This is a genomic window from Curtobacterium sp. RM9 (assembly GCF_054956955.1).
This window is the reverse complement of the sequence record NZ_CM143271.1, coordinates 1,741,338-1,756,755: the sequence shown is the minus strand read 5'-3', so window position 1 is coordinate 1,756,755 and position 15,418 is coordinate 1,741,338. Positions and strand designations below refer to the sequence as shown.

At 72.5% G+C, this 15,418-nt stretch carries 13 protein-coding genes and 1 tRNA gene; 12 read left to right on the top strand and 2 right to left on the bottom strand.

Annotated features, from left to right (window positions below):
* The first annotated feature begins 17 nt into the window (after nt 1–17).
* From ACY3FI_RS08360 to ACY3FI_RS08330, 7 genes are all read left to right on the top strand, one after another.
* The gene (locus tag ACY3FI_RS08360; RefSeq protein WP_462547078.1) at nt 18–1,172 is read left to right on the top strand and encodes an acyl-CoA dehydrogenase family protein; all 1,155 of its coding nucleotides are present in this window, start codon (nt 18–20) and stop codon (nt 1,170–1,172) included.
* A gap of 129 nt (nt 1,173–1,301) precedes the next feature.
* Complete coding sequence (gene dinB / locus ACY3FI_RS08355; protein WP_462547077.1) at nt 1,302–2,552, top strand: DNA polymerase IV; 1,251 nt, start codon at nt 1,302–1,304, stop codon at nt 2,550–2,552.
* Nucleotides 2,553–2,601: 49 nt separating this feature from the next.
* Nucleotides 2,602–4,581, top strand: coding sequence for a DEAD/DEAH box helicase (locus ACY3FI_RS08350; protein ID WP_462547076.1), 1,980 nt, complete (start codon nt 2,602–2,604; stop codon nt 4,579–4,581).
* An 8-nt stretch (nt 4,582–4,589) separates the two neighbouring features.
* Nucleotides 4,590–4,799 carry a hypothetical protein gene (locus tag ACY3FI_RS08345; protein ID WP_462547075.1) on the top strand — a complete coding sequence of 70 codons (210 nt, stop codon included), beginning with the start codon at nt 4,590–4,592 and terminating at the stop codon, nt 4,797–4,799.
* Nucleotides 4,800–4,831: 32 nt separating this feature from the next.
* Nucleotides 4,832–6,160 (top strand): NAD(P)/FAD-dependent oxidoreductase, encoded by a 1,329-nt coding sequence (locus ACY3FI_RS08340; RefSeq protein WP_462547074.1) that lies wholly within the window; start codon nt 4,832–4,834, stop codon nt 6,158–6,160.
* Nucleotides 6,161–6,278: 118 nt separating this feature from the next.
* The gene (locus ACY3FI_RS08335) at nt 6,279–7,418 is read left to right on the top strand and encodes a zinc-dependent alcohol dehydrogenase (protein WP_462547073.1); all 1,140 of its coding nucleotides are present in this window, start codon (nt 6,279–6,281) and stop codon (nt 7,416–7,418) included.
* A 23-nt stretch (nt 7,419–7,441) separates the two neighbouring features.
* Entirely contained in the window at nt 7,442–8,044 is a 603-nt protein-coding gene (locus ACY3FI_RS08330; RefSeq protein WP_462547072.1) for a hypothetical protein, read from the top strand.
* Nucleotides 8,045–8,386: 342 nt separating this feature from the next.
* Here ACY3FI_RS08330 and ACY3FI_RS08325 read toward each other — a convergent pair.
* Nucleotides 8,387–8,472: transfer RNA gene (locus ACY3FI_RS08325), tRNA-Leu, on the bottom strand.
* 185 nt (nt 8,473–8,657) lie between these two features.
* Here ACY3FI_RS08325 and ACY3FI_RS08320 point away from each other — a divergent pair.
* The 3 genes from ACY3FI_RS08320 to mshC are packed head-to-tail and all read left to right on the top strand — an operon-like array spanning nt 8,658 to nt 12,097.
* Entirely contained in the window at nt 8,658–9,965 is a 1,308-nt protein-coding gene (locus ACY3FI_RS08320; RefSeq protein ID WP_462547071.1) for a M20/M25/M40 family metallo-hydrolase, read from the top strand.
* Between the two features lie 60 nt (nt 9,966–10,025).
* Nucleotides 10,026–10,856: an undecaprenyl-diphosphate phosphatase gene (locus tag ACY3FI_RS08315; RefSeq protein ID WP_462547070.1), complete on the top strand. Its 831-nt coding sequence runs from the start codon at nt 10,026–10,028 to the stop codon at nt 10,854–10,856.
* Nucleotides 10,853–12,097, top strand: a complete 1,245-nt coding sequence (gene mshC, locus ACY3FI_RS08310) for a cysteine--1-D-myo-inosityl 2-amino-2-deoxy-alpha-D-glucopyranoside ligase (RefSeq protein WP_462547069.1) — start codon at nt 10,853–10,855, stop codon at nt 12,095–12,097. Before ACY3FI_RS08315 ends, mshC begins: the two co-directional genes overlap by 4 nt.
* Nucleotides 12,098–12,324: 227 nt before the next feature.
* Here the strand turns inward: mshC and ACY3FI_RS08305 are convergent, their stop codons facing one another.
* Nucleotides 12,325–13,260, bottom strand: a complete 936-nt coding sequence (locus ACY3FI_RS08305) for a proteasome assembly chaperone family protein (RefSeq protein WP_462547068.1) — start codon at nt 13,258–13,260, stop codon at nt 12,325–12,327.
* 278 nt (nt 13,261–13,538) lie between these two features.
* On the opposite strand from ACY3FI_RS08305, the gene ACY3FI_RS08300 reads away from it, so the two are divergent.
* Both ACY3FI_RS08300 and ACY3FI_RS08295 read left to right on the top strand, forming a co-directional pair.
* Entirely contained in the window at nt 13,539–14,300 is a 762-nt protein-coding gene (locus ACY3FI_RS08300; protein ID WP_462547067.1) for an HAD family hydrolase, read from the top strand.
* On the top strand, nt 14,297–15,376 hold the full coding sequence (locus tag ACY3FI_RS08295; RefSeq protein WP_462547066.1) for a tRNA (adenine-N1)-methyltransferase: 1,080 nt from the start codon (nt 14,297–14,299) through the stop codon (nt 15,374–15,376). The genes ACY3FI_RS08300 and ACY3FI_RS08295 overlap by 4 nt, the downstream gene beginning before the upstream one ends.
* Nucleotides 15,377–15,418 lie beyond the last annotated feature (42 nt).

The following is a 15,418-nucleotide window of genomic DNA, read 5'->3' as shown; positions in this document are numbered from 1 at the left end:
AACCGTAGTCTCGTGCCATGACGAAGGCCAACCCCGCCTGGAGCCTGCCCGACGACCTGCTCGCCCGGATCGCGGCACGGGCGCCCGGGTACGACGCGGACAACGCGTTCTGCGCCGAGGACCTCGACGAGCTGCGCGCGGCGGGCTACCTCCGGATCGGTGTGCCCGTCGAGCAGGGCGGAGCGGGACTCGGACTCGCGGCGACGGCCGAGGTGCAGCGGCTGCTCGCGCAGGCCGCACCGGCGACGGCCCTGGGGCTCGGGATGCACCAGGTCTGGGTGCAGGCGGCCCGCAGCGTGTCCGCGCGGGGCGGTGCGTTCCTCCAGACCGTCACCGACCACGCGTCCGACGACCACCTGCTCGCCTTCGGGGTGAGCGAGCCCGGCAACGACGCCGTGCTGTTCGACTCGACGACGACCGCGGAGCCCGACGGTGACGGCGGGTACCGGTTCACCGGCACGAAGGTGTCGACGTCGCTCGCGCCGGCGTGGGACGTGCTGAGCGTGTTCGGGAAGGACACCAGCGGGCCGGAACCGCGTCTCGTGCACGGGTTCGTGGTCCGCTCGGACGGCGATGTCGAGCACCTGGACGACCGGGACACCCTCGGCATGCGCGCGACCCAGAGTCGGACGACGCTGCTGCAGGGCGTGCACGTCCCCGCCGAGCGGATCGTGCGCGTGCTGCCGGTCGGTCCGACGCAGGACCCGCTCGTGTTCGGAATCTTCGCGGCGTTCGAGCTGCTCGTCGCGTCGGTGTACTTGGGGATCGCCTCGCGGGCCGTGGCGCTGGCCGTGGCGGCGGTCTCCGCGCGCACGGGGCGTGACGGGGTCCTCCGGTCGCAGGACCCCGACGTGCGCCGGGCGATCGCGGACGCCAGCGGCGCCGTCGACGCCGTGGCGTTGCAGGTCGGGTCCCTCGCCCGGTCGGTGGACGAGCAGGACGACCTCGGCGCGCGGTGGTTCCCGTTGCTCGTCGGCACGAAGGCGCGGGCGGTCGACACGGCCGCGCACGTGGTGGACGAGGCGATGCGCGTGGTCGGCGGGAGCGCCTACCGGGCGTCGTCCGAGCTCGCGCGCCTGGCGCGGGACGTGCGCGCGGGGCAGTACCACCCGTCCACGCGGGACTCGGCGGCGCGGACGATCGCCGCGGCGGAGCTCGGCCCGCTGGGGTAGACGGGCGCCCGGCCGACGGCGGCCCGCTGGGGGAGGCGCGCGTCCGGCCGAGCTCGGGCGCGCCGACGCCAAGCGCAGCCGCCGTGCACCGCGCCGCACGATGTCGGCGGTGCCTGGCATCATCGCCGTGTGAGCAAGCAGGACGGTCGCAACCGGCTGGTGTCCGACGCGCCAGTCGACGACGTCACCGCGACGGTGCTGCACGTCGACATGGACGCCTTCTTCGCCTCGGTCGAGCTGCTCGACCGTCCCGACCTCGTCGGCCTCCCGGTCATCGTCGGGCACGACTCCGACCGCTCCGTCGTCACCGCCGCCACGTACGAGGCCCGCAAGTACGGGGTGAACTCGGCGATGCCGATGGCGGTCGCCAAGCGCCGGTGCCCGAACGCGGTGATCGTCGAGCCGCACTTCCAGAAGTACAGCGCGAAGTCCGCCACCGTGATGGCCGTGTTCGAGCGCTTCACGCCGCGCGTCGAGAAGCTCGGCATCGACGAGGCCTTCCTCGACGTCGCGGGGGCCCTGCGTCTGTACGGCACCCCGTGGGAGATCGGCCGGGCGATCCGCGCCGCGGTCCACGCCGAGACGGGGCTGCGCTGCTCGGTCGGTGCCGCGTCGACGAAGTTCGTGGCGAAGCTCGCGTCGAGCCGGTCGAAGCCGGACGGGCTGCTCGTCGTCCCCGCGGCCGACACGGTGGCGTTCCTGCACCCGCAGCCGGTGTCCGCGCTCTGGGGCGTCGGCGGCACCACGCAGGAGAAGCTCGAACGCCGGGGCATCCGCACCGTCGGCGACCTCGCGCACACGCCCCTCGGGTCGCTCGTGTCCGCCCTCGGGCCCGCCGGCGGCCAACGCCTGCACGACCTGGCGTGGGGCCGCGACCCCCGTTCCGTCGAGACCGGTGTCGGCGAGAAGTCGATCGGGCACGAAGTCACCTTCGGCCACGACCTCACCGAGCGCGACGACGTGGCGCGCGAGCTCCTGCGGCTCGCCGACAAGGTGGCGGTCCGGCTCCGGCGCGCCGAGGTGCAGGCGCGGACCGTCGCGCTCAAGGTCCGGTACACCGACTTCACGACCCTGACCCGTTCCCGCACGCTCGCCGAGCCGACCGACGTGGCGAAGCGCCTGCACCGCGAGGCGGTCGAGCTGTACGACGCCCTGCACCAGCCGGGCAACCGGATCCGGCTGATCGGCGTCCGCGGCGAGAACCTCGTCCCCGCGGCGGCGAGCAACGCGCTGTGGGACGACGACGCGCCGTGGCGCGAGACGGAGACCACGGTCGACGCCGTCGCTGCCCGCTTCGGAGCCGGTGTGCTCCGTCCGGCTTCGCTGGTGCGCGGCACGCCCGAGGGGCACGTGCCGCACGCCCGACAGGACCGCGGGTGACGGCCCCGCGCGACCGGCAGCGGGCGCCGTGGCGGTAGAGTCTCGCGGAGTGAGCGCAGCCGAGTACACCGATCAGCCGGGCTCCGGGCGAACCGGGACCGGGTCCGAGCCCGCCGCCCTCTGGAGCGACGAACCCGCCGCGACGAGCGGTCCGTCCGCGCCGAGCACGGCGACCGCCGCCCCGTCGGAGACCACGCCCGACGGCACCGCCGCCTCGCACGACGAGGCCGCCGCTGCCGCCGAGACCGCGGGCAACGCCGCCGTCCAGCACCTCTCGCCCGCGTTCCCCGACCGCGCAGCCTGGGGGACCGCGTCGAAGCTCCGCGCCTGGCAGGTCGAGGCCCTCACGAAGTACTTCGAGACCGAGCCGCGCGACTTCCTCGCAGCCGCGACCCCCGGCGCCGGCAAGACCACGTTCGCCCTCCGGCTGGCGACCGAGCTCCTCGCCCGCGGGACCGTCGACCGGATCGTCGTCGTCGCGCCGACCGAGCACCTCAAGCGCCAGTGGGCCGACTCCGCCGACCGCGTCGGCATCCGCATCGACCCGATGTTCAAGAACGGCGACGGCATGTTCGGCCGCCACTACCAGGGCGTCGCGATCACCTACGCCCAGGTCGGCATGAACCCCGAGGTACACCAGAAGATCACCGAGGGCGGCAAGACGCTCGTGATCCTCGACGAGGTCCACCACGGCGGTGACGCACTCACGTGGGGCGACGGCATCCGCGAGGCGTTCACGAAAGCCACCCGTCGGTTGTCCCTGTCCGGTACCCCGTTCCGTTCGGACACGGCCCCGATCCCGTTCGTGCAGTACGCCCCCGACGAGCAGGGCATCCGGACCTCGATCTCCGACTACAACTACGGCTACGGCCGCGCGCTCAAGGACGGCGTCGTCCGACCGGTGCTCTTCATGGCGTACGCCGGCCAGATGCGCTGGAAGACCCGCATGGGCGACGAGATGTCCGCCTCGCTCGGCGAGCAGGTGACGAAGGACATCACCGCGCAGGCCTGGCGCACGGCCCTGTCGCCCGAGGGCGAGTGGATGCCCGCCGTGCTGTCCGCCGCCGACAAGCGCCTCACCGAGGTGCGTCGCGGTGTCCCCGACGCCGGTGGCCTGGTCATCGCGACCGACACCACGACCGCCCGCGCGTACGCCCGGATCCTGCAGCGCATCACGGGGGAGCGGCCGACCGTCGTCCTGTCCGACGAGGCCGCAGGGTCGAGCCGCATCCAGGCCTACGCCGAGGACACCTCCCGCTGGATGGTCGCCGTCCGCATGGTGTCCGAGGGCGTCGACGTCCCGCGGCTCTGCGTCGGCGTGTACGCCACGAGCGCGAGCACGCCGCTGTTCTTCGCACAGGTCATCGGCCGCTTCGTCCGGGCCCGTCGTCGCGGGGAGACCGCGAGCGTGTTCCTGCCGAGCGTGCCGAACCTCATGGCGCTCGCGGCGACCCTCGAGCTCGAGCGCGACCACGCCCTCGACCGACCGAAGGACGCCGACGACGGGATGTACAACCCCGAGGACGCCATGGTCGCCGAGGCGAACAAGGAGGACCGCGCCTCGGAGAGCCTCCTCGAGGTGCAGCCCTTCGAGGCCCTCGACTCGCAGGCGTCGTTCGACCGTGTGCTCTACGACGGCGGCGAGTTCGGTTCCGGCGGCGAGGTCGGCTCGCTCGAGGAGCTCGACTTCATCGGGATCCCGGGGCTCCTCGAACCCGACCAGGTGCGCGACCTCCTCCGTGCCCGGCAGGCGACCCAGGCGAAGCGTTCCAAGGGACGCACCGCGAAGGACGGCCTGCCGAAGCCGAAGGAGGACGAGAACCGGCCGATGTACCAGACGATCAAGGAGCAGCGCACCGAGCTCGCGCGACTCGTGTCGATCTGGTCGCGCCACTCGAACGAGCCGCACGGCGCCATCCACGCCGAGCTCCGTCGGATCAGCGGCGGTCCGGCCGTCGCCCAGGCGAGCATCGAGCAGATCCAGAAGCGCATCGACGTGCTGCGCTCCCGCATCGGCGGGCGCCGGTAGGGCTCGGCGTGCTCGACCCGGTCGACGACCGCACCTGGTACGTCAAGCGCGACGCGGAGTCCTCGCCCGAGGCGATCGTCGACCGTTTCGGCGGCGGGTACCGGCTGCGCACGTTCTCCCTCACCGAGGCCCGGCGCACCCCGCACGGGGTCTACACCGGCCCCGAACTCGCCGAGACCGCGTGGTGGCGTCTGCGCGACCACCCGCGCGGCTCATGACACCGCAAGGGAAAGTCCGGTAGACCGGAGGAATGGCAGACTCGATCCCTCACGTCCTCGTCCTCGGCGGCGGTTCCGCTGGCTACACCACCGTCAAGCAGCTCCAGAAGCACGCCGCGACGGTCCCGATGCGGATCACGCTGGTCGACCAGAACACGTACTACACGTACCTGCCGTTCCTGCCCGAGGTCGCCGGCGGCCACATCGCGCCGAAGGACGTCACCTTCGAGCTGCGCCGTGCGCTCCGCAAGACCCGGGTGATCCAGGGCAAGGTGACCGGGATCTCGTCGAAGGACAAGACCGTCTCGATCGCGACCGCCGGTGGTGACGACCGCACGCTCGGCTACGACCAGCTCGTCGTCGCGCTCGGCTCCGTGACGCGCACGTTCCCGACCCCCGGGCTCGAGGAGCACGGCGTCGGCTTCAAGACCGTGGAAGAGGCGGCCTACGTCCGCGCGAAGCTGCTCGACAACATCGCGAAGGCCGCGGCCACCCGCGACGAGGACGAGCGTCGCCGCCTGCTCACGAGCATCTTCATCGGCGGTGGCTACACCGGCGTCGAGGCCATCGGCGAGCTGTTCGACGTCTCCCAGGCCGCGATCGGCACCTACCCGTCGCTCGCCGGCGAGCACCCGCGCTGGGTCCTCATCGACGCGCTCGACCGCGTCGCGCCCGAGGTCGGGCCGGAGCTGTCGAAGTGGACGCTCGAGTCCCTCCGTGCCCGCGGCATCGACGTCCGCCTGAAGACCACCATGCCGAGCTGCGAGGGCGGCGTCGTCAAGCTGTCCGACGGCGACGAGTTCGCGGCCGGCCTCATCGTCTGGACCGCCGGCGTCAAGCCGAACCCGCTCCTCGACGCGACCGACCTGCCCCGCGGACCGAAGGGGCACCTCGCCGCCAACGCGAAGCTCCAGGTCGAGGCGGAGGACACGCACGAGGTCGTCCCGGGTGTCTGGGGCCTCGGCGACGTCGCACAGGTCCCCGACCTGACGGCCGAGAAGCAGCCGGCGTACTACCCGCCGAACGCGCAGAACGCCGTCCGCCAGGCCGTCGTCGCCGCGGACAACGTGGTCGCCACGATCACCGGCAAGCCGCTCGAGGAGTACCGCCACCCGTCCATCGGCACGGTCGCCTCGTACGGCATCGGCAAGGGCGCTGGCAACATCAAGGGCATCAAGATGACGAACCTCCTCGCGTGGCTCGCGCACCGCTCGTACCACGTGTACGCGATGCCGACGCTGAACCGGAAGGTCCGCATCGTCATCGGCTGGGTCACCGGTGCGGTGTCCGGTCGCGACGCGACCAGCCTCATCAAGGAGACGGACCCCCGTCGCAACTTCGTCGAGGCCTCCAAGTCCTAGGCGTCACCACCTGACGGACGGGAGGCGCGGTGCCAGCTGGCACCGCGCCTCCCGTCCTTCCTGTGTCGGCTCGCACGTGCCCCTCGTCAGCGTGGGGACACGAGCGAGAGGAGCGCGGATGCGCGCCATGACCTACCGCGGACCGTACCGGGTCCGCGTCGAGGAGAAGCCGGACCCCCGGATCGAGCACCCGAACGACGCCGTCGTGCGCGTCGAGCGGGCGGCGATCTGCGGCTCCGACCTGCACCTGTACCACGGCATGATGCCGGACACCCGCGTCGGCCACACCTTCGGGCACGAGTTCATCGGTGTCGTCGAGCAGGTCGGGTCGTCGGTCCGGAACCTGAGCGTGGGAGACCGGGTGATGGTCCCGTTCAACGTGTTCTGCGGGTCGTGCTGGTTCTGCGCGCGTGGCCTGTTCTCGAACTGCCACAACGTGAACCCGAACGCCACCGCCGTCGGCGGGATCTACGGGTACTCGCACACCACGGGTGGGTACGACGGCGGGCAGGCGGAGCGCGTCCGCGTGCCGTTCGCCGACGTCGGACCGTCGGTGATCCCGGAGTGGCTGGACCCCGAGGACGCCCTCCTCATGACCGACGCCCTGAGCACCGGGTACTTCGGCGCGCAGCTCGCGTCGATCCGTCAGGGAGACACCGTCGTGGTGCTCGGAGCGGGTCCGGTGGGGCTGTTCGCGGCGAAGTCCGCCTGGCTGATGGGTGCCGGGCGCGTGATCGTCGTCGACCAGCTCGAGTACCGGCTGGCGAAGGCGCGGGAGTTCGCGCACGCCGAGACGATCAACTTCGCCGAGGTCGACGACGTCGTGCTGGAGATGAAGAAGCAGACCGACTTCCTCGGTGCGGACAGCGTGATCGACGCGGTCGGGGCCGAGGCGGACGGCAACTTCACGCAGCAGGTGACGACCTCGAAGTTCAAGCTGCAGGGCGGATCGCCCACGGCGCTGAACTGGGCGATCGACGGCGTCCGGAAGGGCGGCACCGTCTCTGCGGTCGGCGCCTACGGACCGATCCCGAGCGCCGTGAAGTTCGGCGACGCCATGAACAAGGGCATCACGATCCACACGAACCAGGCTCCGGTGAAGCGGCAGTGGCCGCGGCTGCTGGAGCACATCCAGGCGGGTCACCTGAAGCCGAGCGACATCATCACCCACCGCATCCCCTTGGAGCACATCGCCGAGGGCTACCACCTGTTCTCGTCGAAGCTCGACGACTGCATCAAGACGGTCGTCGTGCCGTGAGCACCCCGTCAGGAGGAGGACCCGTGTCCGATCAGACCCCGCCCGTTGCCGATCACACGCCGTACATCGCCGATCCACCGCGCCGCGTGCCGTCGGCCGACGAGCTCCGCGCGCGCATCCCCGGGTGGGGGAGCGACCTCGACCTCGCCGACCGTCCGTCGGTGCCGAAGCTCTCCCGCGAGGCCGGCAGCGCCACCGGAGCGCACTGGGAGGTCCCCGAGCAGCAGGACGGCGCCGAAGGCCGTGAGCGGTCGATCGAGCACGCGCACGTCACGCCGGTGTTCGGCACGGCGCAGCCGTTGTCCGGGCTCGCCGGTGTGGTCAAGCGCGTCGCGTACAGCCGGTTCAGCGAGGGGCGGCTCGCGCACTGGCTGCTCCTCGTGCTGGGCGACCGGATCGACGTCGCGACGCACCGGGTGACGGATGCGGTGCGTGGTCGGCCCGACCGGGTGATCCGCGAGACCGGCATCCGCGCGGAGCGGGGGAAGCACCCGATCGCGTCGCGGCTGGGGTCGAGCCGTTCCGACTGGCGGCACCAACTGCTCGACCCCGTGGTGGCGAACTGGGGCTGGCTGACGGCGCTGGTCGCGGTGGTGCTGGTGGTGCGGCGGCTGCGCAGCCGCTGAGCGAGGCCCTGGTGCCGGCCACGGCCGGACGGGAGGCGCGGCGCATCCCCGCCCCGCGCCTCCCGTCCGCCCTTGGTCTCCGCCGTGACAGGCAGACCGGAGTGACGGCCCTCCCTGAGTGACGGGCCGAACGGAGTGACGGCCCTACCGGAGTGACGGCCGTACCGGAGGTGACCCCCGTCCCGGCCACGAGTGCAGCGAAGCGGCTGATGTCTCGGGCTGCCGTGAGCGAAGCGAACTGGCAAGGCGGCGTCGCCCTGAGCGCAGCGATGGCGATGCTCGCCGGGGGACACAACAAGAAATGCCCCCGGGCCGAAAGGCCAGGGGGCAGTGCATTTCTTGTGTCCGAGGGGGGACTTGAACCCCCACGCCCTAATACGGGCACTAGCACCTCAAGCTAGCGCGTCTACCAATTCCGCCACCCGGACAGGGTGTGTGGTCTCTCTCGATCCCACGTGTTCGACTGTCGCTCCGGGCTGTTTCCCCGGCGTTCCTGCCGAGAGAAGACACTAGCACGGCTCTGAACGCACGATGAACACGGGCGTGCATCCCGGGCGAGTCCCGCGGAACGGCGCCGGGATCGGGGCAGCGGGGGACCGGTAGCGTTGGCGGCATGAGCGACGCCCAGCCGGACCTCGAGGCCACCGCCGCGATCGCGCGAGACCTCATCCGCATCGACACGACGAACTGGGGCGAGGGGAAGTCCCGCGGCGAGACCGAGGCGGCGCAGTACGTCGAGGCGAAGCTGCGCGACCTCGGACTCGAGCCGCAGCTGTTCGAGTCCGAACCGGACCGGGTGAGCGTCGTCGCGCGGGTGCCCGGGCGGAACCGTGACAAGTCGGCGCTGGTCGTGCACGGCCACCTCGACGTGGTGCCGGCGGACCCGGCGAACTGGTCGGTGGACCCGTTCGGCGGCGAGGTGCGCGACGGCATGCTGTGGGGACGCGGCGCCGTCGACATGAAGAACATGGACGCGATGATGCTGACGTCCCTGGCCGACGTCATCGAGCGGCAGGGCGCTCCCGAGCGGGACCTCGTCATCGCGTACTTCGCGGACGAGGAGGCGGGCGGCGTGCTCGGCTCGCACCACGTCGTCGAGCACCACCCCGAGGTCTTCGCGGGGGCGAGCGCGGCGATCAGCGAGGTCGGCGGCTACTCGATCACGCTCGGCGACCGTCGCGCCTACCTGCTGCAGACCGGCGAGAAGGCCCTGATGTGGATCAAGCTCGTCGCGCGGGGCACCGCGGCGCACGGCTCGCACGTGATCCGGGACAACGCCGTGACGACGCTCGCGGCCGCCGTGGCGCGGATCGGCAGCGAGGAGTGGCCGGTCCGCCTGTCGGCGACGACCGAGGCCATGGTGGCCGAGGTCGCGCGGTTCCTCGGCGTCGACCCGACCGTGACCGGTCCCGACGAGGTCGCGCTGGCGACCGGGTCGGCCTCCCGGTTCATCCACGCCGCACTGCACACCACCTCGAACCCGACGGTGCTGACCGCCGGGTACAAGCACAACGTGATCCCCGACCACGCCGAGGCGCTCGTCGACGTCCGGTGCCTGCCGGGGGACGAGGAGCGCGTGCTCGAGCGTGTCCGGGAGCTCGCGGGCGACGACGTCGAGGTCGTGATGTCCTTCCGCGACATCGGGCTCGAACAGGACTTCGGCGGGCCGCTCGTCGACGCCGTCCGCGACGTCCTCGGTCGGCACGACCCGGGCGCCCCGGTGCTGCCGTACCTGCTGTCCGGCGGGACCGACAACAAGGCGCTCTCGACGCTCGGCATCGCCGGGTACGGGTTCGTGCCGCTGCAGCTGCCGGCGGGCGTCGACTTCCCGGCGATGTTCCACGGGGTCGACGAGCGGGTGCCGCTCGACTCGCTCGCCTTCGGGCGGCGCGTCCTCGGCGACCTCCTCGCCACGTACTGATATTCTCGGTGGTCGCCTCCGGGCGGTGACCGTCCCGCTGCTCCCGAAAGGCCCCGCTCGATGCACATCCTCGAGGCGATCTTCCTCGGCTTCGTCCAGGGACTCACCGAGTTCCTGCCCGTCTCGTCGAGCGCGCACCTGCGCATCGTCGGCCTGTTCCTGCCGGACGCGAAGGACCCCGGCGCGGCCTTCACGGCCGTCACGCAGCTCGGCACCGAGACCGCGGTGCTCATCTACTTCTGGCGGGACATCACGCGGATCGTCGGTCGGTGGTTCCGGTCGCTGTCCGGCCGGACCGTCCCGCGGAACGACCCGGACGCCCGCCTCGGCTGGCTCGTCATCCTCGGCACGATCCCGATCGGCGTCGCCGGGCTGGTGCTCAAGGACTCCATCGAGACCACGTTCCGGTCGCTGTGGATCGTCGCGATCGTCCTCATCGGGTTCGGCATCGTGCTCGGTGTGCTCGACGTCGTCGGCCGGAAGGTGCGGCGCATCGAGCACATGACGTTCGGCGGCGGCATCCTGATCGGCCTCGCGCAGATGCTCGCGCTCGTGCCCGGCGTCTCCCGTTCGGGTGCCACGGTGTCGATGGGCCTCGCACTCGGCTACACGCGTCCGGCCGCCGCCCGGTTCGCGTTCCTGCTCGCCGTGCCCGCGGTCTTCCTCTCCGGGCTGTACGAGGCAGCGACGAGCCTCGGCGACACCGGGGCGCCGTTCGGACTCACCGACACGCTCATCGCGACGGTCGTGGCGTTCCTCGTCGGCTTCGTCGTGATCGCAGCGTTCATGAACTACATCGCGAAGCGGAGCTTCCTGCCCTTCGTGGTCTACCGGATCGCACTCGGTATCGTGCTCATCGTGTTGCTGTCGCTCGGAGTGATCCAGCCGTGAGGGCCTGGCAGGTCCCGTCCGTCCCGTCCGTCCCCGGCGCCGCGCCCCGACCCGTGGTGCACGACACCGCCGCCGGCGGCCCCGTCGACCCGACCAGGGGCGAGGAGCGCGCGGCGCTGTACGTGTGCGGCATCACGCCGTACGACGCGACGCACCTCGGGCACGCCGCGACGTACCTGGCGTTCGACACGCTCGGCCGGGTCTGGCGCGACGCCGGGCTCGAGGTGGAGTACGCCCAGAACACGACCGACGTCGACGATCCGCTGCTCGAACGCGCCGCTCGTGACGGTGTCGACTGGCGTGAGCTCGCCGCCTCGCAGATCGACCTGTTCCGCCGCGACATGGAGGCCCTGCGCATCCTCCCGCCCGACGACTTCGTGGCCGTCACGGACGAGGTCGAGCGCATCGCCGAGGCGGTCGCGTACCTGCAGGAGACCGGGTACGCCTACGACGTGCCGACCGACGACGCCGAGGGCGACGACGTCTACTTCGACGTGAACCGCCCGACCGAGGCGTGGGTGCTCGGCGACGAGAGCCGGCTCGACCGCGAGACGATGCTCGCCCTCTCCGCCGAACGCGGCGGCGACCCGGAACGCGTCGGCAAGCGCGACCCGCTCGACCCGCTGCTGTGGCGCGCGGCCCGTGCGGGGGAGCCGAGCTGGGACACCGAGGTCGGTCCGGGCCGTCCGGGGTGGCACATCGAGTGCAGCGTGATCGCGGGGGACCGACTCGGCCTGCCGATCAGCGTGCAGGGCGGCGGGAGCGACCTCGTCTTCCCGCACCACGAGATGAGTGCCGGCCACGCCGCGGCCCTCGCACACCAGCCGCTCGCGAACGCCTTCGTGCACACCGGGATGATCGCGTACCAGGGGTCGAAGATCTCGAAGTCGCTCGGCAACCTGGTCACCGTGCGGGGACTGCTCGACGACGGGGCGGACCCGCGGGCGATCCGCCTCGCGCTGCTGTCGCACAAGTACTCCGACGACTGGGAGTGGTTCGACGACGAGCTCACGAGCGCCGTGACGCGGCTGGCGACGTGGGACGCGTGGGCCGCCGGCACCTCGGCCGGGCACGCGGACGACGCCGCCGCCGTGGTCGCGCGGATCCGTGCCCGGGTCGCGGACGACCTCGACACGCCGGGTGCCGTCGCGGCGGTGGACACCGCGATCACGGGCGGGACCGCGGTCACGCCTGAGCTGGTGGACCTCGTCGACGCCCTGCTCGGCATCCGCCTGGGCTGAGCCCCGAGGCGCCGGGCGACCGGCGGCGGGCGCCGGGCGCCGGACGCGTCTGGCGGCGGCCGTCGCCGAGCGGGCACGACATGCCGCGCGCGGATCGCCGAGCGGACGAGATCCGTCGGCGAGACGCGCCGAGGGTGACAGATCGGGCCCGCTCGGCGCGGGCCGAGCACGGACGGGAGGCGCGGTGCCAGCCGGCACCGCGCCTCCCGTCCGTCGGTGGCGACCGCCTACTGCGGCGGCTGCGGCCGCCAAGGGCCCTCGCCCCCGGCGGTGCCGCCGTCCTTCCCGTCCTTGCGCTCCCGGCGCCGCAGGTACTGCTCGAACTCCTGTGCGATGGCGTCCCCCGACGCCTCGGGGGAGTCCACGGTGTCCCGCGCCTGCTCGAGCTGCCCGATGTAGGTCGCCATGTCCTCGTCGTCGGCGGCGAGGGCGTCGATGCCCTCCTCCCACTCGGTGGCCTCGTCGAGCAGGGTGCCCCGCGGCACGGTGACGTCGGTGAGCTCCTCGATCTTGTCGAGCAGCGACAGCGTGGCCTTCGGTGAGGGGGAGTTGTGCACGTAGTGCGGCACCGAGGCCCAGAGGGACAGCGTGGTCAGCCCGGACTTGTCCATGGCGTCGGCGAGCACCCCGAGGATCCCGGTCGGCCCCTCGTACGAGGAGCGGTCGACGTCGAAGGCACTCCGCACGCCGGCGTCCTCGCTCGACACGAAGACCGAGATCGGTCGGGTGTGCGGCACGTCCGCCAGCATCGCGCCCACGAAGACGACCGCGTCGATCGAGTAGACGTCGGCGAGGTCGATGATCTCGGCGCAGAACCCGCGCCACGTCCGGGAGGGCTCCGGACCGACGAGCACGTAGACGTCGCGCTCGGACTCGGCACCGGTCGCGCTCATCACCGGGCGTCCCTCGGCGCCGGCGGCGGGACCGTGCAGCACGATGCGGGGCCACTGGATCCCACGGACGCCGTCGTCGTCGCTGCCGACGGTCGGACGGTTGAACTGGTAGTCGACGTACCGTTCGCCGTCCAGCTCCCGGAGTTCGTCGAGGTCGAGGGCGTCGACGATGCGTCGCGCGAGGCCGCTCGCCGCCTCGCCGGCGTCGTTCCAGCCCTCGAACGCGACGACGAGCAGTCGGCCGTCGCTGAAGGGGGAGTGCTGTGGCACGGAGGGGCCTCCTGGTGGTGGAGCGGGGCGCGCGCACCACGCGGCGCGCGCGACCGGAGCAGGGTACTGACCACCCAGGATAGGGCCGGGCACCGGCCGCGCGTGCGACCGTCCGCGGCGAGCGGAACAGCGGTGGACGTCGGGGCGGAACAGCGGCGGACGCCGGGGCGGAGCAGCGGCGGACGTCGGGGCGGAGCAGCGGCGGACGCCGTGCGCGGAACAGCGGACGGAGCAGCGCGGCCGACCCGACGACCTGCGCCCCGGTAGACTCGTCGCCCGTGACCGCCCAGCGCCCCGACCGAGTCCTGCCCGCAGCGGTGCTGTGGGACATGGACGGCACGATCATCGACACCGAGCCGATCTGGCAGCAGTCCCAGGTCGAGCTGACCGACCGCTACGGCGCCGAGTGGACCCACGCGGACGGCCTCGCGCTCGTCGGCAGCGGCCTCGAGCGTTCCGGCGAGATCCTCCGCGACAAGGGCGTCGACATGGAGGTCGAGGAGATCATCCAGTGGATGACCGACTACGTCATGGAGCGCCTGCAGCAGGGCGACCTGCCGTGGCGACCCGGCGCGCGTGAGCTCGTCGAGGAGCTGCACGACCGCGGCGTCCCGACGGCGCTCGTGACGATGTCCCGCCGCAAGATGGCCCTCGTCGCTGCCGAGGCCCTCGGCGCGCGTGGCTTCCGCGTCGTCGTCGCCGGGGACGACGTCGACCGCCCGAAGCCGTACCCGGACGCCTACCTGTCCGCCGCGTCGCAGCTCGGCGTCGACCCGACCGCCTGCGTCGCGATCGAGGACTCCGCCACCGGCGTCGCCTCGGCCGTCGCCTCCGGCGCCGTGACCGTCGCGGTCGAGCACATCGTGCCGCTGTCCGAGATCGACGGCGGCGACGTGCACCTCACCTCCCTCGCGGGCGTGGACGTCGACCGCCTGGCCGAGCTGACGGGTCCGGCCCTGGCCGCCCGCGCCGCCACCCACCAGCCGGGAGGCGCGCAGCCGTCCGCCACGCCGGCCCACGTCGAGGAGACCGCACGATGACCGACGCCCTGCCGCACACCGCGGGCGGCGCCCCGCACACCCCGCCCCGCGGCCCGTTCCGGGCCGGGGACCGCGTCCAGCTGACCGGGCCGAAGGGCAAGCTCACGACGCTGTCGCTCGAGACCGGCGGCGAGTACCACACCCACCGCGGCGTCCTGCGGCACGACGACGTGATCGGGCAGCCCGACGGCTCGGTGATCCGGGCGTCGACGGGTGACGAGTACCTCGCGCTGCGGCCGCTCCTCAACGACTACGTGATGTCGATGCCCCGCGGGGCGGCGATCGTGTACCCGAAGGACGCGGCGCAGATCGTGGCCTTCGCCGACGTGTTCCCGGGCGCCCGCGTGGTCGAGGCCGGCGTCGGGTCCGGTGCGCTCTCCCTGTTCCTGCTCCGCGCGATCGGTCCGACCGGGCAGCTGCAGTCGTTCGAGCGCCGCGAGGAGTTCGCCGCCATCGCCCGCGGCAACGTTGGCACCTTCCTCGGCGCCGTCCCGGACAACTGGTCGGTGACCGTCGGGGACCTCGTCGAGGAACTGCCCGACGCCACCGAGCCGCAGAGCGTCGACCGCGTGGTGCTCGACATGCTCGCGCCGTGGGAGTGCGTGGACGCCGCCGCCGACGCCCTGGTCCCCGGCGGCCTCATCGTCTGCTACGTCGCCACGGTCACGCAGCTGTCCCGCACGGCCGAGGCGCTCCGCGACACCGGACGCTTCACCGACCCGCAGTCGAGCGAGACCCTGGTGCGGACCTGGCACGTCGAGGGGCTCGCGGTCCGTCCGGACCACCGCATGGTCGGACACACCGGCTTCCTCGTGACCGCCCGTCGCCTCGCCGACGGCGTCGTGCTGCCGAACCTCAAGCGTCGTGCCGGCAAGGCCGAGTTCTCCGACGAGGACGTCGAGGCCTGGACCCCCGGCGCCGTGGGCGAGCGGTCCGCGAGCGACAAGAAGCTCCGCAAGGTCGCCCGGCAGGCGGCGGCCCAGGCGCGCAAGGTCGCGGCAGCCGAAGCGGGTGCGGCTCCGGCCGGAGCGGATGCGGCTCCTGCCGGGTCCGGGTCGGCCGAGGGCGACCGGTAGGCTGACGACCGTGCCCGTCCTGCATCGAACGGAAAGAGGATC

Excerpts from the sequence above, each read along its gene's own strand:
- ACY3FI_RS08340 (WP_462547074.1), top strand. The coding sequence starts at position 4,832 with ATGGCAGACTCGATCCCTCACGTCCTCGTCCTCGGCGGCGGTTCCGCT.
- ACY3FI_RS08295 (WP_462547066.1), top strand. The coding sequence starts at position 14,297 with ATGACCGACGCCCTGCCGCACACCGCGGGCGGCGCCCCGCACACCCCG.
- ACY3FI_RS08315 (WP_462547070.1), top strand. The coding sequence starts at position 10,026 with ATGCACATCCTCGAGGCGATCTTCCTCGGCTTCGTCCAGGGACTCACC.
- ACY3FI_RS08335 (WP_462547073.1), top strand. The coding sequence starts at position 6,279 with ATGCGCGCCATGACCTACCGCGGACCGTACCGGGTCCGCGTCGAGGAG.
- ACY3FI_RS08320 (WP_462547071.1), top strand. The coding sequence starts at position 8,658 with ATGAGCGACGCCCAGCCGGACCTCGAGGCCACCGCCGCGATCGCGCGA.
- ACY3FI_RS08360 (WP_462547078.1), top strand. The coding sequence starts at position 18 with ATGACGAAGGCCAACCCCGCCTGGAGCCTGCCCGACGACCTGCTCGCC.